The following is a 22897-nucleotide window of genomic DNA, read 5'->3' as shown; positions in this document are numbered from 1 at the left end:
GCCGTTTGGCCCCACCCGCATAGCGGGTGGTTTCTGATGCGGCGCGCTGCGCGCCCCGCACAGGCTAAAGCCCGTAATGAAAAAACCCGCCGCATAAGCGACGGGTTTTACAACCTGGCTCCCCGGGTAGGACTCGAACCTACAACAGCGCGGTTAACAGCCGCGTGCTCTACCATTGAGCTACCGAGGAATAGGTGCGTGCTCTCAAGCAACGAAGTTTATTATACGGACGAATCAGCTTAGGGCAAGAACTTTTTTAAGAAATTTTCCGACCCAGTCATTGGGGACGTTCTTGAACGACTAGTCATTCAAGAACGTCCCCAACGACTACATGAAAGCGCCCCCAAGCAGATGTGCTTGGGGGCGCTTCTTGCTTGACTAGCTCTCGATATAGTCTTTGAGCTTACTGCTACGGCTGGGATGGCGGAGCTTGGCCAGGGTCTTGGACTCGATCTGGCGGATGCGCTCGCGCGTGACGCCAAACTCGCGGCCGACTTCCTCGAGCGTACGGGGATGTCCGTCGACAAGGCCAAAGCGCAGCTCGATAACCTTGCGCTCACGATCGGCAAGCGAGTCGAGCACCTGGGTGAGCTGCTCCTGCAGCATGGAGAAGCTGGCCGCATCGGGCGGAACGATGGCCTGGGAGTCCTCGATGAAGTCGCCCAGCTGGGAATCCTCTTCCTCGCCGATGGGGGTCTCGAGCGACACGGGCTCCTGCGAGATCTTCTGGATCTCGCGGACGCGGTCGGCGCTCATGTCCATTTCGGCACCGATCTCCTCGGGGGTCGGGTCGCGACCAAGGTCCTGAAGAAGCTGGCGCTGCACGCGGACGAGTTTGTTGATGGTCTCGACCATGTGCACGGGAATACGGATGGTACGGGCCTGGTCGGCGATAGCGCGCGTGATGGCCTGACGGATCCACCACGTGGCGTACGTGGAGAACTTAAAGCCCTTCTGGTAGTCGAACTTCTCGACGGCGCGGATCAGACCGAGGTTGCCCTCCTGGATCAAGTCCAGGAACAGCATGCCGCGTCCGACATAGCGCTTAGCGATGGAGACGACCAGACGCAGGTTTGCGCTGATGAGCGCCTGCTTGGCTTCGAGGCCCACGTTCTCAATGCGCGTAAGACGACGCATCTCGGCACGCGTGAGTTCGAGCTCACCAGCATCGGCAGCCTCGAGCTTCTCGGTGGCCTCAAGACCGGCCTCGATCTTCATAGCCAGATCGACCTCTTCGGAGGCGGTCAACAGGTCGACCTTGCCGATCTCCTTGAGGTACATACGGACCGGATCGCCGGTCAGCATCACCGTGGAGGCATCGATGCCACGCACGCGGGAGCGTGAACGGGACGTGCGCACGGTGCGCTTCTTCTTGCTCTTGGAAGAACCCATCTCGGCATCGGCCTGACGGGCCATCTTGAGCTCATGATCGTCAAGCGAGCCGGAATCGTGCTCGTCGTCGTCATCGAAATCGTCGGTATCGGTATCGTTATCGTCATCGTCGACGTCCATGGGGGCGTCGTCGTTACCGCTCGCGGAGATAATCTGGATGCCGCTGTTGCGCAGCGCGGAATACACCGCGGTGAGCTGCTCGTCAGAAACATCGATATCCTTCAGGGCGACCTGAATCTCGTCCTCGGTTACCGAAGTCCTGTTTGAGCCGTTGCCCATGAGCTTTGCAACGTAGGATTCCAGCCCAGTACCCGTGCTCTCAGTCTTTTTTGGCACAGATTCTCCCTTCATAGTCCACAGGACTCAATACTTTAGCACACACATTGACGTCTATACCCAAAAAGAGGACTGGATATAGGCGAGAATACGCTGGTTGACCACAACATCTAGGCTTGTTCAGTGCCTGCGGCCTCCAGGCCGATCAAACGGAACGGGTCCGCCACGCCGCCGATCGACTTTTGCAGTTCGCGCTGACGCTGCGAGTCCCGCGCGGCCTGCACGGTCAGCGAACGACGGCCCTCATCATCGAGCGAACGGTCTTGGCGCAGCTTGGCCTGTGCGGCACGCATGCGGCGCTTGATGGTGTAGAGCTCGAGCGTATCGAGCATAAACACAATGTTCGTCTCGGTGGGGTGCTTGCTCGTCGCCGAGATGCGCCCGGCACTCACAAGCGTTGCCGCCTCGGGACACACCGAGCGTGCCGCATCCATGCAAGCTGCAGGATCGGTTCCCGGCGGCGTAGCCAGAACGGCCCATGCGATGGACTCGTGACGTGGGTCAACCCACTCGATGGAGCAGATGCGGTCGGCATACGTGCGGAACAGGTCGGGGTAGCTCGTGAGCATCGTCAGCAGCTCGCGCTCCCCTGCCAAGGACTTGCGCTCAAGATCGGTCAGAACCATAGGGGCCGAAGCGTCTGCCGGGGCACCGGCGGGCTCAGAGCCCATACCATGAGGCACATCGATTGGCGGCAGATCATCGACGACCTCTACAGGCGCGGCACCGTAGGCATCGAGCGGGACATAGTCGTACGGCTCTTCTTCGACCGGCGCGGACACCGGCGGCGTCGCGCCCGACGCCCAAGCACCACGAGATGTCCCCTGCGAACCAGACGACCGACCGCCCGCGCTACCAGAGCGCTCGGCTTGCGCCCGCTGGCGTTCATAGTTCTGCTCACGACGTCGTTCCGCATCTTCGCGCTTGGCGACATCGCGAAACACGCGACCCGAACTCGCGCGCACCGTCTCCAAATCCAAACCCAGCAAATCAGCAATCTGGATAAAGTACGTGTCGATCATATAGCTATCGCGCAGCGGATAGATAAGCGTCAGCGCATCTTCAAGCGCCTTGGCGCGACCGCCCGGCGTGGTGATGTCGCTCGACTCCTGCAGCGAACGGTAGACAAAGTCCATGAGCGGCTCGGCGGCGTCAATGCGTTTCTGCAGCTCCTCTCCGCCGTGCGCCGTGATGAACTCCATGGGATCGTTGCCGTCGGGAAGTACCACGCAGCGCAGGTCCATCGAATCCTGCTCGATAAACTGAATCGCGCGGCGCGCGGCCTTTTGACCGGCGGCGTCGCCATCGAACATATACACGATGCGCTTGGCAAAGCGGGTGAGCGTCTTGACGTGATGCTCCGTGAGCGCGGTGCCCAGCGTGGCGACGACGTTTTTGATCCCCGCCTCCCAGCAGGCGATACAGTCGGTATAACCCTCCACCACGATGGCGGTATCCTGCGCGACGATAAACTCCTTGGCCCAGTTAAAGCCGTAGAGGTTTCGCTTTTTATGGAACACGCTCGTCTCGGCGGTGTTGAGGTACTTCGGCTGGCCGTCGCCCATAATGCGCCCGCCAAAGGCGATGTTATGACCCTGCTCGTCAAAGATGGGAAACATCACGCGGTCGTAAAAACGATCGGCAAGCTGCCCACGCCCACGGCTCACGGCCACGTTGGCGTCGATCATCTCCTGCGGGGTAAAGCCCGCCTGCGAAAGATGCGACACCAGCGCGTTGCGACCCGGCGCAAAGCCCAGGCAGTAGCGGCGGCAGACGTCGCCGCCCATGCCGCGGCTGGCGAAATACTCGCGCGGACGGCTGTCCTTACCGCGCATGAGCATGGTGTGGTAGAACTGGGCCGTCTCGGCGCACAGATCGTATATGCGGGCACGCTTGGTGCCGCGCTCACGGCGATCTCCGGTGTCATGCAGCTCAATACCCGCGCGATCGGCCAAATAACGGATTGACTCGGGAAAGCTCAGGTTCTCGCGCTTCATGATATAAGTGAAGACGTCGCCACCCTCGCCGCAGCCAAAGCAATGCCACACCTGCGTGGCGGGAATAATATGGAAGGACGGCGTCTTTTCGCCATGGAAGGGGCAGCATCCCCAAAACTCATGGCCGCGGGGCTTGAGCTCAACCGTTTCCTGCACGATGGCAACCAGGTCGGACGCAGCGCGTACCTGGTCTTTTTCCTCATCGCTAATCACGGATGCTCACCCCCTGCTCACCCAAGTTGTGACGAATGTCTTCGATATTACCCTCGACGGTCGCGATCAACTCATCCAGCGAATCGAACACGCGCGACGGACGCAGCCAACGCGTAAACGCCAGCGAAACAGAAGAGCCGTACAGGTCGCCCGTATAACCAATTAAATTAGCCTCGAGATGCGCCGAAGCGACATCGTCGGCATACGTTGGCGGTAGGCCGACGTTCACGGCAGCGGGCCACACGGTGTCATCGACCAGCACCAGACCCTCATACACGCCGTCCGCAGGCACCTGAATACCATCGGGAACTTGTAGGTTTGCCGTGGGAAAGCCCATGCCAGAACCCTCGTGACGGCCGCGAATAACACCGCCACGCACCATATACGGACGGCCGAGTAACTCAGCAGCAAGCTCCACATGGCCCTGTCCCAACTCATGACGAATGCGGGTGGCGCAAATGGCCTCACCGCCCTCGCAAAGCAGGTCGTGACCATACACGTCAACGCCGTGCTCGGAACCCCAGGCGCGCATCTCAGCAACACCAGATGCACCGCCACGACCCAGCCTAAAGTCACTGCCAACGCGAATCGATCGAATGTCGACCAGACGCGACACCAGCGAGAGAAAGTCAACATGGTCAAGCGCCGCAACCTCAGGCGTAAAGGGAACGGCCACCACCGCATCGACCCCGGTTTGAGCCAAAGCATGCAGACGGTCGGCCGTCGTCATCAATTTTTGAGCGGGCGAAGGGCTCACCACAACGTCCGGGTCGGGATCAAAGGTAACCACGACCGCCTTACAGCCATGGGCACGGGCATCACGGACAAGCGCTTCGATGAGTTCCTGGTGTCCACGGTGAACGCCGTCGAACACGCCGATGGCAATCGATGCGGCACCCAAGTGCTCACACTCATCAAACGCATCGGCAGTAACGATGCGAGCCTCGTCCGACTCACCCGCGAAAAAGACACGCGCGAGCTCGCGAGCGGACAACATCATCGAACACCGCCGATTGCCTGCGGAAACACGTGCTCCATGACAAAGCGGCCACCCTCAATGCGGGCGAGCGCCTTGAGTCCCCCATCGAGCACCAACGCAAACGGCGGCTTCGAGGCATCGAAATCGGCAAGCGAACGCTCAACGGGAATGCGTCGGCCGCAGAGCAGGTCGTCGGCAAGATTACCCGGCAAGTCAACACGCGTGGCGCCCAGGGCCGCAATGGGATCCAGGGCAAAGCCAGCGGCGGACTCGGGAGAAAGCTCCTCCACCGCATGACAGGCGCCAATGGAAACAACACCAGAGGCCGTGCGGCGCAGCGCGGAAATGTGCGCGGCGCTCTCGCAGGCGCGGCCCAGGTCGCGAGCGAGCGCACGAATGTAGGTGCCCTTGCTCACCGAGAACGCCACGGTCCACACGCACGTATCACCTTCGCCGCCCACGGCGATCAGGTCGGCGGCATAGACCTCGACGGGACGCGGAGGTAGGTCCACCGCATTGCCCTCGCGAGCAGACTTGTAGGCGCGAACGCCATTGACCGAGATAGCCGAAAACGCCGGCGGCACCTGCATCTGCGGACCCAGCATGGAGGCCAAGTGCTCACGCGCATAGGCAGGATCGCGGAGCTCGTTGGCAACAGCCACCGTGCGGACCGCCTCGCCTTCCGCATCATCGGTATTGGTCTCGGCGCCAAACGAGATGTCGGCGACGTAGCTTTTGGTATCGAGCGTGAGCATACCCAGTAGACGGGTTGCCTGGCCCACGCCCACTACCATGACACCCGATGCCATGGGGTCGAGCGTGCCGGCATGGCCGACGCGCCGCTCATGGAGGGTGCGCCGGCACTGCGAAACCACATCGTGGGACGTGCAGCCCACCGGCTTATCGACAGCGAGCAGCATATTCAATTGAGAAGGCGTACGACGAGCCATGTACCATCCAAAAAGTTAAAGCTCGACGGTCACCGAAGCGGGATCCTCCCCTACCAGCTCGGCCAGCATGGGAAGTGCCACGGTGAGCGTCTCGAGAATCGTTCCGTTGTTGGAGAAACCGGCGGCAGCGGAATGTCCACCCCCGCCAAAGGCAGCAGCGATCTCGGACACGTTGAGGTCGCCCTTAGAGCGCAGGTTGCCGCGCACCTTGGTATCGCCCTCAATGCCCTTCAGGAACAGGCAGACCTCGACGCCCATCACCGAGCGCACCACATCGACCAGGCCGTCGCACTCATCCGAGGTGACACCGCAAGCCTCAAGGTCGCTCTGGTACGCGTAGCTATACGCAACGCGCCCGTGGGCCACCGTCTTGATGCGGCCCATAACGATGGACTTGAGGTGCAAAAACTCAACGCGCATGCTCTGGTATACCTCGAGTGCCACACGCGCCGGATCGGCACCGTGGGCAACCAGACGCGATGCCGCATGGAACGCGGCGGCATCGGCGTTTTGGTACTGAAAACGGCCGGTATCGGTAACCAAGCCACACAGCAGGCAGGTCGCAACGCCATCACGTGCGACAATGCCACAATTGTCCAAGAAACGGTCAATGATCATGGCGCAGGCTGCAGCTTCAACGCGCCTCAGACTGAGCTCGGCAAACTCCTCACGCGCCGGATGGTGGTCGAAACACACCACATGCTTGGAGCGACGAAGCACCTCGGCGGAATTATTGAGACGCTCGACGACCGGTACGTCCACCGAGATGAACAGGTCCGGGTTGCCAGCGTACGCAGATGCCGGCACCAGGCGATCGGAGCCTTCCATAAAGCGGTAGATGCGCGGAACCGGGTCATCGTCTGCCAGCAGCAGCGCAATGTCCTTGTTGGGGAAAAACTTCATGAGCGAAAGGCCCAGACCCAACACGGAGCCCAGGGCGTCGCCGTCGGGAGAAGTGTGTCCCGAAATCGCAATGGAGGACGCACCCTCGATGAACTCGAGGATGCGTCGCTGAATATCTGCAGACTCGCACGAGGCGAGGTCGGCGGAATTAGTCATCTAAAGCTGCCTCCTGGGCGGCATCCACTATCGGATAGCCGTCCTCGTCCTTTTCGATCGCAAGCGTGGCGGGAACGTTTTCCAGCGCACGCGTGATGCGCTCGGCCTCATCGGTCGAGCGATCGATGCGAAAATCGAGCTCGGGCGTAACACGCCAATCGAGCGAGCGAGCCAACAAGCTGCGAATACGGCCCTTGGCGCTAGCGAGCGCCTCCATGACCTCGTCGTAGCGGCTCGCATCGCACGACACATACACGCGCGCGAACGAACGGTCCACCGCGACCTCGACCGCGGTCAAAGTAACGAGGTCGAGACGCGGATCGGAAACCTCAAAGAGCAGGATATAACCGAGCTTCTCGCGAAGCTGCTCGCCCAGACGGCGGGTTGCCTGCGTTTGCTTCATAGCGCTACCCCCCTACTCGGTACGGGCAACCTGGTCGATGCGGTAACCCTCGATCTGGTCGCCGGGCTTGATGTCCTGGAAGTTCTCCAGGCCAATGCCGCCCTCGGAACCGCTCTTGAGGCTCTTGGCCTCGTCCTTGTAGTGGCGCATCGAGGCGATCTTGCCGTTGAAGACCACGATGCCGTCGCGCACCAGGCGCACGGAATCGGTCGCGGCGATCTCGCCCTCTTCGACGCGGACACCGGCAGCGATACCGACTTTGGGCACCTTGAAGGTGTCCAGGACGGTCGCGGTACCCGTGGCGACCTCGACCTCGGTGGGCTTGAGCATGCCGATACGGGCGGCGTCGAGCTCCTCGAGGCACTTATAGATGACGTCGTAGCAACGGATCTCGACGCCCTCGCGCTCGGCGGCGGAGCGGGCCTTACCGTCGGGACGGACGCCAAAGCCGATGATGATGGCGTTGGAGGCGTCGGCCAGGACGACGTCGGTCTCGTTGATGGCGCCAACGGCGGAGTGGATCGTGTTGATGCGAACCTCGGACTGATCCATCTTGTCGAGCGAGTCCTGAAGGGCCTCGATGGAACCCTGGACGTCGGCCTTGATGATCAGGTTGAGCTCCTTGACCTCGGCGTCGGCAATGGTCTCGAAGAGGTTCTCGAGCGTGACGTGCTTGACGCGGCTCTGCTCCTCGATACGGGCCTTGAGCGAACGCTCGTCGGCAAGGGCGCGAGCCTCGCGCTCGTCCTCGAACACGCGGAACTCGTCACCGGCGTTGGGCACGGACTGCAGGCCCAGGATCTCGACAGCGTCGGAGGGACCGGCCTCGGTGACGGCGCGACCCTTGGGGTCGAGCATGGCGCGGACGCGGCCGTAGGTAAGGCCGGCGACCAGCGTATCACCCACGTGCAGGGTACCGCGGGTCACGAGCACGGTAGCAACCGAGCCGCGGCCCTTGTCGAGCTTGGCCTCGAGGACGTTGCCGGAGGCAAAGGTGTCCGGGTTGGCCTTGAGCTCGAGCACGTCGGCCTGGAGCAGCACGGTCTCCAGAAGGTCGTCGATACCGATCTTCTGCTTGGCCGAGATGTTGACGAACATGTTCTGTCCGCCCCACTCCTCGGGGATGACGCCGTACTCGGTGAGTTCCTGACGCACACGGTCGGGGTTGGCGCCGGGCTTATCGATCTTGTTGACGGCGACGACGATGGGTACGCCGGCGGCCTTGGCGTGGTTGATCGACTCGACCGTCTGGGGCATGACGCCGTCGTCGGCGGCGACGATCAGGATGACGATGTCGGTCACCTTGGCGCCACGGGCACGCATAGCCGTAAAGGTGGCGTGACCCGGGGTATCGATAAAGGTGATCTTGCGGTCGTTTATCATGACCTGCGAAGCGCCGATGGCCTGCGTAATGCCGCCCGCCTCGCCGGCAGCAACGCCGGTGTGACGGATGGCGTCGAGCAGCGACGTCTTACCGTGGTCGACGTGGCCCATGACGGTGACGACCGGGGCGCGCGGCTTAAGGTCGGCGGGATCGTCGTAGAACGAGAAGGTGTTCTCCTCCTCGGGGGTGATGATCTTGATCTGACGACCCAGGTCGTCGGCGACGAGCTCGACGAGGTCGTCGGACATGGACTGCGTCATGGTGAGCGGCGTACCCAGCAGGAACAGGCGCTTGATGATGTCGTTGGCCGGAACGTCGAGCGCCTCGGCAAGCTCCTGGACGGTAACGCCCTGGGAGACCTTGATGGCGTCGAGGTCCTCGGGGTTCACGCCCTGGGCCAGCGCCTCCTCTATCTTGCGCTCCTCCTGAGCCTTGGCAGCCTCGCGCTCGCGCTTCTCCTTGCGCTTCTTGCGGCGACCGGTGGACTCGCGAGAGGCCTCCTCGACGGCGGCGCGGGCCTCCTCGAGCACCTTCTCGCGGCTGTACTCCTCGGCCTCACGCGCCATGCGGCTGTAGTGGTCCTCTTCGTTGTTGTGACCGCCCTTGCGCTTCTTGCCCTTGCCCTGCTTATCGGGGTTGGGGAAGTCCATGCCGGCAGCAACGTTGTTGCTGGCGTTGGTGCGATGGCTGTGCGGACGGCTCTCGGAGGCGTTGCGCTCGGAGTTGTTGTCAGAGGCGTTGCGATCGTTACGACGGCCACCGCGGCGGTCGTTGTTGCCGCCACGACGGTTACCGCGCTCGGCAGCGCGCTCGGCCTTGGCCTTGTCCTCGGCGTCCTTCTTCTCCTTGAGCACGGTCTCCTGTGCGGCGATCTGGTCGAGCAGCGAACGGAAGCGCGAACCGGAGTCGGAAGCGGGAACGGCGCGGCGCTGGGCCTCGCGGGCAGCCTCCTCCTTCTCACGGGCAAGGCGCTCCTGCTCGGCCTTCTTCTTGGCCTCGGCCTCGGCGCGGGCAGCCTCCTCAGCAGCCTGGGCTGCGGCAAACTGGCGACGCTCCTCCTCGCGGGCCTTCTCGGCGGCGATGCGCTCGCGCTCGGCCTCGGCGGCGCGAGCGGCCTCCTCGGCGGCAGCTGCCTGCTCCTCGGCCTGCTTGGCGGCCTCGACTTCCTGGGCGCGGGCCTCGATCACCGAGGCGAGCTGCTTGCGGACCATGGCGACATAAGCGTCCTCCAAGGTGGAGGAAGCGGACTTAGCGGGAATCTTCATATCGGCGAGATGACCCATCAGTTCCTTGGAGGTCATGCCGAACTCTTTGGCCAGGGTGGACACACGGACTTTTGCCATATGACTTCACCTACCCTTTCTGGCACCTTGGGTGCCTAGAGACTGAACGAGCGTGGGAGACGCGCCGGGACCCGCCCGGCGCGACCGCGCGCTAGATCAGGTCCTCCGCATCATCGAAGGCGTCGGTGTCATGGACACCGCAGAAACGGGAGCCGGGACGAGCCTGGTTGCGGCACTGGATGCCGTCCTCGGACACATACTCGCAGCGGCGGACGTCCTCGTCCTCCTCGTCACCGATCAGGTCGGCGGCGGGCTCCTCGTGAACGGGAACGTTCTTGAGGATGTCGGCGGCAAGGGTCTCGGACTTGATGTCGATGTGCCAGCCGGTCAGGCGCGCGGCGAGGCGGGCGTTCTGGCCCTCCTTGCCGATTGCGAGCGAAAGCTGGTCGTCGGGCACGATGACGCCGGCGTAGGCCTTCTCCTCGTCGATGAGGACGCGGGTGACCTTGGCGGGCGACAGGGCGTTGGCGACGTAGACGACCGGATCGGCATCCCACAGGATGACGTCGACGCGCTCGCCGCGGAGCTCGCCCACGACGGCGCGAACGCGGCTGCCCTTGGGGCCGACGCAGGCGCCCACGGGATCCAGGCGGTCGTCGAGCGAGTGGACGGCAACCTTGGAGCGCTGGCCGGGCTCGCGGGCAATCGACTTAATCTGGACGGTGCCCTCATAGATCTCGGGCACCTCCTGCTCAAACAGACGACGCATGAGCTCGGGGTGGGTGCGGGAGATGACGATCGGCGGACGGCTGTGCTCGCCGCGAACCGGCTGCAGGTTGGAGTTGGGATCGCGGACGTCGATGATCACGGCCTTGATGTGCTGGTTGTGCAGATAGCGCTCGCCCATCGGACGCTCGTTGCGCTCGTTCTCGTAACGGCGCTGGTCAAAATGCGGCAGCTCGGCCTCGACGCCATCGCGGATCTTGACGATCGTGAAGTCGGGCGTGGACTGCAGCACGGTACCGCTGATGAGGTCACCGATACGACCGGAGAACTCCTCGTAGATCTGCTCGCGGGCGGAGTTACGCACGATGGCGTTGATCTCGGCCTTGGCGTGCTGAGCGGCGATGCGGCTCGTGTTCTTGGGGGTGACGTCGATCTCCTCGAACTCGGTGAAGTTGCCTTCCTCGTCCATGGAATCGTCAATCGGCTCCAGACGGTAGACGTAGATCTTGCCGGTGGTGCGGTCGATGGTCACCTTGGCGCCCCACTCAAGATGCAGGATCTCGGCATAGCTCTTGGCGAGCGACTGCTCCAGGCGGTCGATCAGGTAGAGCTGGTCGATGTGCTTCTCCTGGCAAAGCTCCATCAGGGCGGACATCATGTCGGATGCTGCCATCTTACTTTCCTTCCTTCGCGGGCTTGAAGTCGTAGGTGGGCTTCAACTTGCACTTTTTAACATCAGAGAAATCGAGGGTAACGGACTCGCCGTCCTCGAGCTCGAGGGTCACGTTCGCCTCGGTGGCGGCGGCAATCTTGCCGGCGTACTTGCGACGGCCCTCGGTGGCGGTGGAGGTGAGCTCGCAGTTCTCGCCCACAAAGCGGGCAAAGTCGCACGGGCGGCGCAGCGGGCGCGCCATACCCGGGCTCGACACCTCGAGCGTATAGCTCGAAGAGATGGGGTCGAGCTCCTCAATCACATCGCCGACCCACTTGGTGTTGGCCGTGACGTCGTTGAGCGAAAGACTCTGACCCTCGGCACCCTCGATACGCACGCGCACGCAGGGGGCCTTGGTGGCACCCACGAGCTCGACGTCGACGATGTCGATATCGTGCTGGGGAGCGACGGCCTCGAGCGCGTCGATAATCGCCTGCTCGGTCTTGGTCTTGACCATTGCGGCACCTCCATCCATACAAAAAAGAAGCGGGGCCGAAACCCCACTTCTTTCAATTACAACTTCATTTGCAAGCAAACTATACCAATAGCTGCGGAAACGTGCAAGCACAGTACGAATCTGCAGGTCAGCGTGCGCACAGCTTCTCCACAAGAATAGGACAATTGACCGCAGACATCAGGGCAGGTACATGAAAAACGAGGGACGACCCAATCGGATCGCCCCTCGTCTTTTATGCGTCAGTTAAGCGCGCAATGCTTACTTGACCACCAGGTTGACCAGCTTGCCGGGCACGCAGATGGCCTTGACGACCGTCTTGCCGTCGAGCCACTTGGCGACGGCGGTCTCGGCGGCAGCCTGCATTTCCTCGTTGGAGGCATCGCGGGCCACGTCGATGCGGCCACGGACCTTGCCGAGTACCTGGACGACGATCTGCACCGTGTCCTCGATGGACTCGGCCAGGTCGAACTCGGGCCAGGCGGCGGTGTAAGCGTTGCCCTCGCAGCCGAGCGCCTCGTGCCACAGCTCGTCGGCCCAGAACGGGCAGATGGGCGCCAGGACGCTCACGATGTCCTTGGCCACGCCGTAGCACAGGGCCTTGTCGCGGTCAGCACCCTCGGTGGCGTTGAGGTAGGCGCTCGCCGCGTTGACGAGCTCCATGACGGCCGAGATCGCGGTGTTGAACTGGCCGCGATCGAAGTCCTCGGTGCACTTGGCGATGGTGCGGTGACGCTCACGGTAGAGCTTCATCGCGGTCTCGCCGAGCACGGACTTGTCGAAGGCCACGTTGGCGTCACCCGACTGGACGAGCTGCCACACGATACGCCAGGCGCGCTTGATAAAGCGGTTGGCGCCCTCGACGGCCTTGGGATCCCAGTCGAAGTCCTTCTCGGGCGGGGCGATAAACAGGATCGCCAGACGCATGGTGTCGGCGCCGTAGGGCTCGATAACCGAGCTCGGGGGCACGACGTTGCCTTTGGACTTGGACATGGTGTCGCCGTTCTCGTCCTTGACCATGCCCTGGCACAGCAGGTTGGTGAAGGGCTCGTCAACACTCAGCAGACCCAGGTCGCGAAGCGCCTTGGTAAAGAAGCGGCTGTAGAGCAGGTGCAGAATGGCGTGCTCGATGCCACCGATGTAGTTATCGACGGGCATCCAACGGTCGGCTGCCTCGCGGGAGAAGGGCAGCTCGGTGTTGTGCGGGTCGGTATAGCGCAGGTAATACCAGCTGGAGCAGGTGAACGTGTCCATGGTATCGGTCTCGCGCTTAGCCGGGCGGCCGCAGACCGGGCAGGTGGTCTCGTAGAAGTCCTTGCACTCGGCGAGGGTCTCGCCGGCGCCCAGGTCCAGGTTCTCGGGCAGCGTCACCGGCAGCTGATCCTCAGGCACGGGCACAATGCCGCAGTGCTCGCAGTGGATGGCCGGGATGGGGTTGCCCCAATAGCGTTGACGGCTGATGAGCCAGTCGCGTAGGCGGAACTCGACCTTGCGACGGCCGCAGCCCATGGCCTCGAGGTCGGCCACGATGGCAGCCTCGCCCTCGGAGTGCTTACCGCCGCGCATGCCGGTGTACTTGCCGGACTGGACAAGCGTGCCCTCGGCAGCGTGGGCGCAATCCCAGTCGACGGTCTCGGCATGGAAGGTATCGATGGTCTCGCCGGTGGCCTCGACGGCAGCGCGATCGTCATCGTCCAGGATGATCGGCACGATCGGCAGGTCGTACTTGCGGGCAAACTCAAAGTCGCGCTGGTCACCACAGGGAACGGCCATGACGGCGCCGGTTCCATAGTCGGCAACGACATAATCGGCAACCCACACGGGGACCTTCTCGCCGTTGACGGGGTTTACCACGTAGCGGCCGGTAAAGGCACCGTGCTTCTCGAGGGTGCCCTGGGCACGCTCGACGGCAGAGATATGCTTGGAGTCCTCGACGATCTTGGTGACGGCCTCCTCATACTCCGTGCCCTCGACGAGCTCGTGCAGACGAGCGTACTCGGGAGCCAGGACAAAAAAGGAGACGCCAAAGAGGGTGTCGGCACGCGTGGTAAAGACGGTGATCTTGCCCTCGTCGCCCTCAATGGGCTCGCCATCCTGGTCGCACAGGGTAAAGTCGACCTCGGCACCCTCGGAGCGACCGATCCAGTTGGCCTGCATCTGCTTGACGCGCTCGGGCCAGCCGGGGAGCTTCTCCAGGTCGTCGAGCAGCTCCTGGGAGTACTCGGTGATCTTGAAGTACCACTGCTCAAGGTCGCGCTTCTCGGGCTCGGTGCCGCAGCGCCAGCACTTGCCCTCGGTGACCTGCTCGTTGGCCAGAACGGTCTTGCAGTTAGGACACCAGTTGACCGGGTTCTTTTTGCGGTAGACCAGGCCCTTTTCCCACAGCTTCTCAAAGATCCACTGGCCCCAGCGGTAGTAGTCGGGGCTGCAGGTCTTGACCATGCGATCCAGATCGTAGGAGAAGCCCATGCGCTTCATCGTGGCGAGCGCCTGGTCCATATTCTTATACGTCCAGGCGGCAGCCTGCGTATTGTGCTTGATGGCGGCGTTCTCGGCAGGCAGGCCAAAGGCGTCAAAGCCGATGGGATGCAACACGTCGTAGCCGCGCATGCGGGCCTGACGGGCCATGGCATCGCCGATGGTATAGTTGCGCGCGTGGCCCATGTGCAGGTCGCCCGACGGATACGGGAACATCTCGAGCACGTACTTCTTGGGCTTGCTGTCGTCGGTGTCGACGGCAAAGAGGTTGGAGTCCTCCCAGGCCTTCATCCACCGGGACTCAATGGCCTGCGCGTCGTAGGCAGGAATCTCGTCCTTATGATCTGTGCAATCGCACATATCAGCTCCTTTGTTAGCTGGGTTGGGGCGGGGCGTTCTTACCTTTACTCGCTGCTACGGACAGTCCTGCTCGCACGAAGAGCACATTAAGTGCTCTTCGGCTCGTGCGGAACTTGCAGCGAGCAAAGGTAAGAACGCCCCGCCACATCGTTAACTCGCATGATGATAGCAAATACGACAAGCGAGATGCCTGCGACTTGCATGCATCTCGCTTTATCTAAATAACGTGGTTGATACTCAACCTTTATGTTCAGCTCTTATCCTATCGATAAGACACAGACTGCTGCGAATCCTTGACCACAACATCGTGGGCGCCGCCTTCGACGATGGAGGTGGAGCTGACCAGGGTCAGGCGTGCCTTTTCCTGGAGCTCGGGGATCGAGAGGGCGCCGCAGTTGCACATCGTTGACTTGACCTTGTAGAGCGTACCGCCCACGCCGTCCTTAAGGGAACCGGCGTACGGGACGTAGGAGTCGACGCCCTCGACGAAGCTGAGCTTCGCGGCGCCGCCCAGGTCGTAGCGCTGCCAGTTGCGGGCACGCGCAGAACCCTCGCCCCAGTACTCCTTCATGTACTGGCCGTTGACGTTGACGCGCTCGGTCGGGCTCTCGTCAAAGCGGGCGAAATAGCGGCCCAGCATCATAAAGTCGGCACCCATGGCAAGGGCGAGCGTCATGTGGTAGTCGTAGACGATACCGCCGTCAGAGCACACGGGCACGTAGACACCGGTCTCCTCGTAGTACTCGTCACGGGCGCGGCAGACGTCGATCAGCGCGGTGGCCTGGCCGCGGCCGATACCCTTGGTCTCGCGGGTAATGCAGATGGAGCCGCCGCCGATACCGACCTTGATGAAGTCGGCGCCGCAATCGGCCAGGAAGCGGAAGCCCTCGGCGTCGACGACGTTGCCGGCACCGACCTTGACGTCCTCGCCGTAGTTGGCGCGGATCCACTCGATAGTGCGCTTCTGCCACTCGCTGAAGCCCTCGGAGGAGTCGATGCACAGAACGTCGGCACCAGCCTCGATGAGCAGCGGCACGCGCTCGGCATAATCGCGGGTGTTGATACCGGCGCCGACCATGTAGCGCTTGTCGTTATCGAGCAGCTCGTTAGGGTTAGTCTTGTGGCTGTCGTAGTCCTTGCGGAAGACAATGCCCATCAGGTGATCGTTGTCGTCGACAATGGGCAGGGCGTTGAGCTTGTTGTCCCAGATGACGTCGTTAGCGACCTTGAGGCTGATGTTCTTGTCGCCCACGATGAGCTGCTCACGCGGGGTCATAAACTCGGAGACCTTTGTCTGGTGATCATCGCGGCTGGGGCGATAGTCACGGCTGGTGACGATGCCCAGGAGCTTACCCTTGGGAGTGCCGTCGTCGGTAACCGGCATAGTAGAGTGACCGGTCTTCTCCTTGAGCTCGATGACCTGCTCCATGGTCATGTCGGGGGTCAGAGTGGAATCGGACTGAACGAAGCCAGCCTTGTGATCCTTGACGGCCTTGACCATAGCGGCCTCGGACTCGGCGCTCTGGGAACCGTAAATGAAGGACAGGCCACCCTCGGTAGCGAGCGCGACACCCATGTCGACGCCCGAGACGGACTGCATGATGGCGGAAACCATGGGGATGTTCAGGGTGATTGCCGGCTTCTCACCGCGCTTAAAGCGGGTTAGCGGCGTCTTAAGAGAGACGTTGTTGGGGATGCACTGCGAGGACGAGTAACCAGGGACCAGCAGATACTCCGAAAACGTGTGGGACTCACCGGGAAAGAACGTAGCCATGTTTCTCCTTTTTCCATGCGACCGGTCGGCTGCAGGCCTCGTAGGACCCAGCCCAACCTTGGGCGCCCAATACTGGGGAAGTATCTTAACGCACTTTGACTGCTACAATGCATGTTTTAAGAAGAGCACACGAGGGTTTGACGCAGGCTTTGCGTTTGCCCAGCAAACACTTTAGCGGGGAGACGTGGAGCATATGGAGTACAAGACGACGGCAAAGTTGGTCATTCAAGCGTGCGACAAGAATCTGCCGGGCGTGTTTGGACACGGCTGCGTCTTGCTGTTGCAGGGTATTGCCCGCGAGCACTCGCTCAACCGTGCCGCCAAGAGCATGGGCATGGCATATTCCAAGGCCTGGCGTATTGTGAACGAGGCCGAAGGGCAGCTGGGCTGCAAGCTCATCGAGCGCGACGGAGCCCGCGGATCCACCCTCACCCCCGCCGGCGAGCGAGCCATAGCGGTCTACGAGGAGCTGCAGGCCGACATAAACAAGGTCATTGCCACCAAAGCCGACGCCCTCATCGCCAGCATCAAAGAGTAGCTAACTTGCGAAGGGCGTTGTCTAGGGTGGACGCTACAACCAGGGGATCGTCGGTACCGGCGAAGAGGCGGATGGCGCTCCCCCGCTTACCGCGTGGGGCCGAAAGGCGCGTTCTTGAGCCGCCGGCGGGCGACGTGCGGAACTCCCCCGGCAATGTGTCGAACAGCTCGCCCGCGCTACGATCGATAAGGTCAAACTCAACTGCCGGACCAAAGCCGTGCTCGAGGATTCCCGTTGCAACCGAATGGTCGGGATGCGAGCTCAACCCGGGATAGCACACGTCGCGCACCATCTCGTTGGTGGCCAGATACTCGGCCAGCGCACGGGCGCGGTCGAAGTGTGCCTGCATGCGAGCGTTAAGCGAGGAGAGCCCACGCTCCAGCACGTCGGCCTCCTCGGCAGACAAATCGAGCGCCGACGCCCCACAGCCAGCAAACAACGTATGCGCGCACTCGGAAGCGGCATCCACGCGATGGCGCTTGAGCTGCGAGCGTGCCACCGGAGCGGCAACGAGCTTGCGCGGAGCCTTACCGGCGCACACGCGGTCGAGCGCCTCGAGCGACAGGACGGCACCCAAACGCAGCGGATCGCACCCAAAGACGCTTGCCACGGTGTTATCCACCACAAGCAGCGCACGGGCCTCACGCGCCGCCCAACCCAGCGCACGCAGATCGGGCACGCGCAGACCAAACCCGCCGATGGAGTTGACGAACCACCACAGGTGCGGACCCTCGGCATCAAACGAAGCATCCAAGCCCTCGGACGCGGCGGTAAACGCCGCAACCGACGGCTCCCCCACGAGCACAACGTCGCAGGCATCAAAGCCGCGCGCAAACGCATCGGCAAAGTCGTCCGCAAAGGCCACCAGGCGGTCACCAGGACGCACAATCCCCAACAGAGACAGCGCCGCCGGCACATGCGAGGCCGCAACAAGACGCGCCTCACGCGCGCCGGCCCTTGCAGCCCAGGACTCTTCTAGCTGTTGCACGTCCACGCGGCACCATCCCTTACATAAAACCAAACCAAGACCAGCCCACCCAGGTCGAGAAAACGTCAGCGCAAGCAGCGTCGAGCGGTCCGGCGTTCGTTAGAACGCCGGAACAAAATTAGCCGTGATATTCGCCGTTGTATTGGATCAACGTTAGATCTTCCACGCCATCGAGCGCGCGGATGGCGTCGGCATAGGGCATATCCACGCCGTCCGAGAACACCTCAACGGCCATCTCGACCTTGTCGCCGCGCATCGTCTTGGACTTGACGGAAAACTTGGTGCGCCCAAATGCACGCACGATATCGTCGCCGGTGGTCTGACCCGTGTAGTGGATGACCATCATGTACACGCGCGCCTTGTCCTGGTGGCTCGCAAAGCCGGCAATCATCACCACGATCACCACCGCCGTGAGTCCCACGAGCGCATACATACCGGCTCCCGCCGTAATGCCCGTGGTAATGGCCCAAAACAGATACAGCAGGTCGAGCGGGTCCTTGACCGCCGTACGGTAGCGGACGATGGACAGAGCACCGACCATACCGAGCGAGATGACCACGTTGGTCGAGATCGCGAGCGTGACCATGCAGGTGAGCACGCACATGCCCACGAGCGTCACGGCAAAGCTGCGCGAATACACCACGCCGGTAAAAAAGCGCTTGTACACGTAATAGATCAGGATGCCCATGGCGAGCGCCACGAGCAGCGAAAGGCCAATCTTGGCAGGGTCGACCTGGCCAAACGCCTCCAAAACGGAGTTCTTAAAAAAGTCCCTGGTGCTCATGGTCTAAATATCCCCTCGGTTCTCAAAATCCGATTCCCAGTAGTTAAATCCGCGAAGGTAGGCGGTCTTTTCGTAACACAGGCAGTACTTGGAGACCGCCGTAAGCTCGGCCGCTCCCGGCGGCACCATATCACGCACCAGTTGCGGGCAAAACTCCGTAAACTTGACCTCCATCACCAGCTTGCCGGGCTCCAGGACCGGCAGCGCGGGCAGCGTCGCGTCAAAGATATCGAAGCTTCCCACCGCGGCACGCACGTTCATGTCAAACGTAATGCGCACGGTGCCCTCATCCATCACCCACGGCTCGCGCTCGTAGTCCACGATGGTCCGCGGGCGCATCATGTTGCAGATGCACTCGATGTAGAACTCGCGGCAGAGCGGATAGGGGCTCCTCAGCAAAAAGTCGTAGTCGCCGGCCAGAATCTGCTCAAACTCGCCGCGCGTGAGCGGCGCGTCCTCCTTGTAGATCCAGCTGCCGAACTTCTTTTTGCGCTCGAGCTTAATCACCTTGTCGCTGCCGTTATAGATGCGCACGCGATACTTTTTGCGCATGAGAATACCGGCGTCTTTTTCCTCGTAGGCCGAGTTGCAGTAGTCGTCAAAATACAGGCTGCGAATGGTGTAACCACCCGCCCGCGCATGCTTGTCCAGTTTAAAAACCGGCGCCATGCGACAGGCAAGCGCGGAGTGCTCGCCCTCGTTAATGAGATATTTGAGCTCGTGGCGGTAACGCTCCTGCGTGGTACGCACAGGCGGAGCCGCCAAGCGCTCAAGCAGCGCGCTAGCCCTCCTCATACGTGTCCTCCACGACCTTACCGCCGTCTTGCACGTAAAAACACTTCATGCCGTAGTGCTTGCCGTCGTCGGTCACATAGTAGTCAAACGCATCTTGCCTATAACCGTCGGAGTTGGTGGCACGCACGCGCACAAAATACTGGCCGGTATCGGGCGCATCGCAGGTCACCTCGGGAAGCAGCACGTCCTCGGCCTTAAAGACCACGTCGCTAATGGCATAGTCACGAGCAAGCTCCACAGTGTAGCGAATGTCGCGCGCCTCAAAGTCGTAGGACGCATCCCAGTTAATACGCAGCTTACCGTTATCGATCTGCGGCACGCCGATGTAGAACGGCATGGGCTTTTTAAAACTCTCGCGAAAGCTCTTGTAGTTCTCCTCGACCTCGGAGGGAATCGCCGCAGCGATCTGCTCGTATTGGTCCTTGGTGACAGGCAGATTGTCGATATCGGGCGAAGCAAAGACCAGAGATTCAGTCACATCGCGGTAGTGCTTGATCATCTTGGTCAGGCGAGTCTCGGTCAAATACGAGCGCAAGTCCTTGACGGCACGGTCGAGTTCGCTGCGGAACGACTTGCTGCGCAACGCGCGGTTAAACAGCACGTTGCCCCAGTAGTTGCTTGCACCGCGCTCCCAGCTCGCGTAGTCCGAAAACCCGGTAAGAGAAAGCTCCAGCTTACGCAGCATGCCGTCGTTATCCCAATCTAAAAAGTACCAGGTATTTGAGTTGAGCGGGCTGTACAGATAGCAGTTACGGTTCTGCGTATCACAGTTGCCCGTCAGAATCTGAAACGCCAGCCAATAGACCAGATTCTCGGTATCAAAGTAGGTATCGAGCACGTTATCGATCTTTTGCGATTCGTCGTTGAGCGCATCGAGCATCTCGATGAGCTTGGTGTGGTCCGAATCACCCTTAATCTCGAGCATGCCCTCAAAGTTTGCCTGGTTGTAGTCGGGATCATCAGCGAGCTTAATGGTGTCCTCGTAGCGATGGAAATCAAAGCTGTTCACCTTGTACAGGTGCCCGTTCTTATCCAAGCCGTGCGCCTTAAGCGCCGTCTTATTGAGCTGCTCCACCTGCGTAAACAGGCCGTAGTCCTCAAAGGTGTCGTTGGACTTTTCGGTCTGGTCGCACACCCACAGATGCACAAACTGCGTACGCAGGCCCATCATCTGGGGAATCCCACGGATAAGGTCGTAGGCCATCTTGTTGCGAAAACGCATACCCTCGCCCATGTGCTTGTTGAGCGCAATCCCGCGCTGTTGGCGCCAGGTACCCTTGCCCTTTTTGAGCTCCACCTTGTAATTCTTTTGCGAGTTCATGCTCGACGTCTGGCCGCGCACCTGCACGGTAGCATTGGGCGCTTCCTCGCCATAGCCAACCTCGCCGGCCACCGGGCCGTCTTCGTCACCCGGCTGCAGCAGGCCCATAACCTGATAGCGCGTCACGCCCATGTCAGCATAGTCATACACCGAGTACGTGTTGATCTCGGCCCAGCTGTGGTCGGTGTTCTCGGAGCTGTTGCCGCGCGAGACCGTCAGGTACATGGTCACAATGCCCGAGTCGTCGTAGACCTCGTACAGCTCGTCTTTATCGCGTAGGTGCTTGGTACCGTCCGAGGACTCGGCCTTTTTAATCTTGTCCTGCTTTTTGACCTTTTTGGTCGAGGAGTCTTCCTGCACCGAGCAGCCCGAAAGCAACAGCGCGCCGGCAGCCGCCTCGATCAGGCAGCGGCGAGACATCATCCTATCGGTCATCAGAACCTCCCCAATGTTTTTGATACAGGCGAACCACCATACGTTCAAACGCACTGCGCGGCTCACCGCCCGCGCGCTTGTCCTCGTAGCATTGCTCAACACGGTCGAGCACCCGGCCAAGTTCGGTAAACCAGCCCGTCTTGTCGGTCGCCACAATGGGCTGCTGGCTCAGGATACGATAAGGCAAGTTGGCGGTATAGGTATCGAGCCGCAGCAGCGCCACGATAAAAAACACCGCCGCACCCAACAAAAAGCCAAAGCCGTAAAACTGCTGCGGCAAAAGCAACGACACGGCAGTCGCCAGCCCGGCCACACCGGCAAACAGGCCCGAAGCCAGCACGGCCCCCTTATAGTCGGTAAAATACAGCAAGATGAGCAACAACGTATTGCCCACGGCATACAGGCCATAGCCCACGCATAACGTGCGGAAATACCCGTGCATCAGGTTGTTAAAGCCCAACGGTAGGGCCGACAGCACCGTGGTCTCGAGCGAGATGACCGCCGCCGTCACAAACAGTTGCTTGAGCGCACAAAAGCGCAGTTCTCGGTTGAGCGTGGCAAGCATTTCCTCCTCGGCCACCACAATGTCACCCACCACGCCACCGTCGTTGAACAGGCTGTAGTAGTCGCGGTAGCGCGGATAAAAGTTGACCTCGACCGAGACCACAAAGTTAACGGACGTGACCAGGATCGTCAAAAACGCGATGAGCGCCGGCACATCGTGGTAGGGCGCACCATAAAACAAGCCCTTGACCTGCACGCCAATGGGACCGGCCCAAATTATCACCAAGTGCGCAAAGAGGCCTAGGTTGGTAAACAAGCCCGTGAGCGCCAACGGCATAAACTGATCAAGCCACCGTAAAAAGAGCCAGGGGCTGCGGTCGCTCTGCGGAAAATACCGGTACAGCAGCACCACGTCCCAGGCGAGCATGACGCCGTAGCCCAGAGCAATTGACGCCAAAAGGCCCTCGACCGGCGGCAGCCCCAGCGCCAGCGCGGCCAGGGCGCACAGGCACGCCACGCCAATGGCAGCCGCAAAGCTGCATAGGATACCGCGGTAATCCTTGATGGCCGTGAGGTAACTCATGCCGTTCCAGTTGACGATCATAATGTTGAACAGCCACAGGCACAGCAGCCCCTGCAGCAGCGTGGCGCCCGAGAACAGCAAAAAGACGCCGTAGAGCACGGTGCCCGCAACGAGCATGACGGCATTAGACCCCCAAAACGAAGGCAGGATCTCATCCTCGCGCTCGGCAAAAAGCATGTCCGCCAAAAAGCGCGTGACCGGCATGGAGAAAAAGCTCGTGAGTGTAAGCGACGCCAGCAGCGTATAGGTCACCATGCACACCAGCAGGTCCTGGTTGGCTCGGCCCACGCCCCACAGACCGCACAGCACCAAGATGCCCACCTGGAGTAGCACACCCAGCAGCATGGGGCCCGTGCACACAATGCCGGCGTAGCCATAGGCGCGCATCGTGGCAAACAGACCCTTGCGCCTAAACAGGCGCTTAAGCTCAAAACCGATTCCGGCCACCG

The 22897-nt window shown here is 61.3% G+C and carries 17 protein-coding genes and 1 tRNA gene; 1 reads left to right on the top strand and 17 read right to left on the bottom strand.

What is annotated here, in order from left to right; all coding sequences use genetic code 11:
* Positions 1-115: 115 nt before the first annotated feature.
* The 12 genes from I2H19_RS01005 to I2H19_RS00950 all read right to left on the bottom strand — a co-directional run bounded on the left by I2H19_RS01005 (position 116) and on the right by I2H19_RS00950 (position 16500).
* Positions 116-190: transfer RNA gene (locus I2H19_RS01005), tRNA-Asn, on the bottom strand.
* Positions 191-378: 188 nt separating this feature from the next.
* On the bottom strand, positions 379-1728 hold the full coding sequence (rpoD, locus tag I2H19_RS01000; RefSeq protein ID WP_055286388.1) for an RNA polymerase sigma factor RpoD: 1350 nt from the start codon (positions 1726-1728) through the stop codon (positions 379-381).
* Positions 1729-1838: 110 nt separating this feature from the next.
* A complete protein-coding gene (dnaG, locus tag I2H19_RS00995) occupies positions 1839-3938 on the bottom strand; it encodes a DNA primase (protein WP_195620740.1) in 2100 nt (699 codons plus the stop codon).
* Entirely contained in the window at positions 3931-4938 is a 1008-nt protein-coding gene (gene ribF / locus I2H19_RS00990; RefSeq protein WP_229058874.1) for a riboflavin biosynthesis protein RibF, read from the bottom strand. Before ribF ends, dnaG begins: the two co-directional genes overlap by 8 nt.
* Positions 4935-5867 carry a tRNA pseudouridine(55) synthase TruB gene (gene truB / locus I2H19_RS00985; protein WP_195445274.1) on the bottom strand — a complete coding sequence of 311 codons (933 nt, stop codon included), beginning with the start codon at positions 5865-5867 and terminating at the stop codon, positions 4935-4937. The genes ribF and truB overlap by 4 nt, the downstream gene beginning before the upstream one ends.
* 15 nt (positions 5868-5882) lie before the next feature.
* Positions 5883-6926 (bottom strand): DHH family phosphoesterase, encoded by a 1044-nt coding sequence (locus I2H19_RS00980; protein ID WP_195445272.1) that lies wholly within the window; start codon positions 6924-6926, stop codon positions 5883-5885.
* Positions 6919-7329, bottom strand: coding sequence for a 30S ribosome-binding factor RbfA (gene rbfA, locus I2H19_RS00975; RefSeq protein WP_195362079.1), 411 nt, complete (start codon positions 7327-7329; stop codon positions 6919-6921). The genes I2H19_RS00980 and rbfA overlap by 8 nt, the downstream gene beginning before the upstream one ends.
* A 12-nt stretch (positions 7330-7341) precedes the next feature.
* Positions 7342-10056, bottom strand: a complete 2715-nt coding sequence (gene infB, locus I2H19_RS00970; protein ID WP_006234040.1) for a translation initiation factor IF-2 — start codon at positions 10054-10056, stop codon at positions 7342-7344.
* A gap of 91 nt (positions 10057-10147) precedes the next feature.
* Positions 10148-11395, bottom strand: coding sequence for a transcription termination factor NusA (nusA, locus tag I2H19_RS00965; protein WP_195620737.1), 1248 nt, complete (start codon positions 11393-11395; stop codon positions 10148-10150).
* A 1-nt stretch (position 11396) separates the two neighbouring features.
* Positions 11397-11891, bottom strand: a complete 495-nt coding sequence (locus I2H19_RS00960; RefSeq protein WP_195620734.1) for a ribosome maturation factor RimP — start codon at positions 11889-11891, stop codon at positions 11397-11399.
* Between the two features lie 258 nt (positions 11892-12149).
* Positions 12150-14726 carry a leucine--tRNA ligase gene (gene leuS / locus I2H19_RS00955; RefSeq protein WP_195620731.1) on the bottom strand — a complete coding sequence of 859 codons (2577 nt, stop codon included), beginning with the start codon at positions 14724-14726 and terminating at the stop codon, positions 12150-12152.
* 262 nt (positions 14727-14988) lie between these two features.
* Positions 14989-16500 carry an IMP dehydrogenase gene (locus I2H19_RS00950; RefSeq protein WP_006234046.1) on the bottom strand — a complete coding sequence of 504 codons (1512 nt, stop codon included), beginning with the start codon at positions 16498-16500 and terminating at the stop codon, positions 14989-14991.
* Positions 16501-16693: 193 nt separating this feature from the next.
* Here I2H19_RS00950 and I2H19_RS00945 point away from each other — a divergent pair, with 193 nt between their 5' ends.
* Positions 16694-17038, top strand: a complete 345-nt coding sequence (locus tag I2H19_RS00945; RefSeq protein WP_195620728.1) for a winged helix-turn-helix domain-containing protein — start codon at positions 16694-16696, stop codon at positions 17036-17038.
* On the opposite strand, the gene I2H19_RS00940 is transcribed toward I2H19_RS00945, so the two are convergent.
* The 5 genes from I2H19_RS00940 to pelG form a co-directional block, all read right to left on the bottom strand.
* Positions 17028-18032, bottom strand: coding sequence for a PLP-dependent transferase (locus I2H19_RS00940; RefSeq protein WP_195620718.1), 1005 nt, complete (start codon positions 18030-18032; stop codon positions 17028-17030). The two genes, I2H19_RS00945 and I2H19_RS00940, sit on opposite strands and share 11 nt — an antisense overlap.
* Before the next feature lie 112 nt (positions 18033-18144).
* Positions 18145-18810 (bottom strand): DUF4956 domain-containing protein, encoded by a 666-nt coding sequence (locus I2H19_RS00935; RefSeq protein WP_117736271.1) that lies wholly within the window; start codon positions 18808-18810, stop codon positions 18145-18147.
* 3 nt (positions 18811-18813) lie between these two features.
* The gene (locus tag I2H19_RS00930) at positions 18814-19605 is read right to left on the bottom strand and encodes a polyphosphate polymerase domain-containing protein (protein ID WP_195620717.1); all 792 of its coding nucleotides are present in this window, start codon (positions 19603-19605) and stop codon (positions 18814-18816) included.
* Positions 19592-21361 (bottom strand): CotH kinase family protein, encoded by a 1770-nt coding sequence (locus tag I2H19_RS00925; RefSeq protein WP_195620716.1) that lies wholly within the window; start codon positions 21359-21361, stop codon positions 19592-19594. Before I2H19_RS00925 ends, I2H19_RS00930 begins: the two co-directional genes overlap by 14 nt.
* Positions 21351-22895 carry an exopolysaccharide Pel transporter PelG gene (gene pelG / locus I2H19_RS00920; protein WP_195620715.1) on the bottom strand — a complete coding sequence of 515 codons (1545 nt, stop codon included), beginning with the start codon at positions 22893-22895 and terminating at the stop codon, positions 21351-21353. The genes I2H19_RS00925 and pelG overlap by 11 nt, the downstream gene beginning before the upstream one ends.
* Between the last annotated feature and the right edge of the window lie 2 nt (positions 22896-22897).

Source organism: Collinsella aerofaciens (assembly GCF_015560135.1).
GTDB lineage: Bacteria > Actinomycetota > Coriobacteriia > Coriobacteriales > Coriobacteriaceae > Collinsella > Collinsella aerofaciens_AN.
This window is presented reverse-complemented; position numbering and strand designations above follow the sequence as displayed.

Coding starts and splice junctions, on each gene's coding strand:
- ribF (WP_229058874.1), bottom strand. CDS start 4,938: ATGATGTTGTCCGCTCGCGAGCTCGCGCGTGTCTTTTTCGCGGGTGAG.
- truB (WP_195445274.1), bottom strand. CDS start 5,867: ATGGCTCGTCGTACGCCTTCTCAATTGAATATGCTGCTCGCTGTCGAT.
- I2H19_RS00980 (WP_195445272.1), bottom strand. CDS start 6,926: ATGACTAATTCCGCCGACCTCGCCTCGTGCGAGTCTGCAGATATTCAG.
- rbfA (WP_195362079.1), bottom strand. CDS start 7,329: ATGAAGCAAACGCAGGCAACCCGCCGTCTGGGCGAGCAGCTTCGCGAG.
- infB (WP_006234040.1), bottom strand. CDS start 10,056: ATGGCAAAAGTCCGTGTGTCCACCCTGGCCAAAGAGTTCGGCATGACC.
- nusA (WP_195620737.1), bottom strand. CDS start 11,395: ATGGCAGCATCCGACATGATGTCCGCCCTGATGGAGCTTTGCCAGGAG.
- I2H19_RS00960 (WP_195620734.1), bottom strand. CDS start 11,891: ATGGTCAAGACCAAGACCGAGCAGGCGATTATCGACGCGCTCGAGGCC.
- leuS (WP_195620731.1), bottom strand. CDS start 14,726: ATGTGCGATTGCACAGATCATAAGGACGAGATTCCTGCCTACGACGCG.
- I2H19_RS00950 (WP_006234046.1), bottom strand. CDS start 16,500: ATGGCTACGTTCTTTCCCGGTGAGTCCCACACGTTTTCGGAGTATCTG.
- I2H19_RS00945 (WP_195620728.1), top strand. CDS start 16,694: ATGGAGTACAAGACGACGGCAAAGTTGGTCATTCAAGCGTGCGACAAG.
- I2H19_RS00935 (WP_117736271.1), bottom strand. CDS start 18,810: ATGAGCACCAGGGACTTTTTTAAGAACTCCGTTTTGGAGGCGTTTGGC.
- I2H19_RS00930 (WP_195620717.1), bottom strand. CDS start 19,605: ATGAGGAGGGCTAGCGCGCTGCTTGAGCGCTTGGCGGCTCCGCCTGTG.
- I2H19_RS00925 (WP_195620716.1), bottom strand. CDS start 21,361: ATGACCGATAGGATGATGTCTCGCCGCTGCCTGATCGAGGCGGCTGCC.